Consider the following 706-nt stretch of genomic DNA (forward strand, 5'->3'; position numbering starts at 1 on the left):
CCGAAGATCCGGTACGGCAGGCCGAGCGCCTCGACGGTGTCGCGCAGCGCGCCGAAGCCGCGGATCAGGTTCGGCCCGCCGCGCGCCGCGACGACGTAGAGCGGCGTCGGGCCGTTCTTGGAGAAGTGCTCGCGCAGCGCGTCGGAGATCGCCCGCAGCGTCTCGAAGATGTCGGTGTTGTTGGCCTTGCCGCCGACGATGAACAGCACGTTCGACTGCTTGAGCCAGTGCTTGAAGCAGATCGCCGCCACCTCGCGCATCTTGGCGTAGGGCGGATTGCCGCCGAAGTCGGACGAGATGATGGCGAGGTCGCCGAGGATTTCCGACACCAGCGAGTTGGCGCCGCCCCCGAAGGTCGGGGCCAGAATCGTGCCGTGCGGATTGATCACGTAGACGTCGCTCTGTCCCTGATAGGTGCGGAGCTGGTTGATCTCCTGCTCGAAGTCCGAGTAGTCGACGGCGAACAGTTCGGCCGGCAGGCCGAGGCGCAGCCAGCGGCTGTCGTCGCGGTCGAAGCCGCACTTGAAATCGCAGGCCACGGGGGTGAGCCGCCCCTCGCGATCCGGGCGCATGCGGATCGGGTTCAGCTCCAGCGTCGTCATGCCGTAGCCGTGATAGAGCTCCCACAGGCGCGGCAGGGTCTGCACCAGCGGCGAGATGATGGCGTTCGGCGCCTGCAGCGAGGACAGCGCGTTCGCCACCACGA

General features: G+C 67.6%; 1 protein-coding gene. It reads right to left on the minus strand.

Annotation, left to right across the window (positions count from 1 at the left end; all coding sequences use genetic code 11):
• Positions 1-706, minus strand: a 706-nt coding sequence (locus ABTU92_RS21930; RefSeq protein WP_408093751.1) for an ATP citrate lyase citrate-binding domain-containing protein, incomplete at both ends; no start/stop codon positions are given.

Source organism: Rhodoplanes sp. SY1 (assembly GCF_046000175.1).
Taxonomy (GTDB): Bacteria; Pseudomonadota; Alphaproteobacteria; order Rhizobiales; family Xanthobacteraceae; genus Rhodoplanes.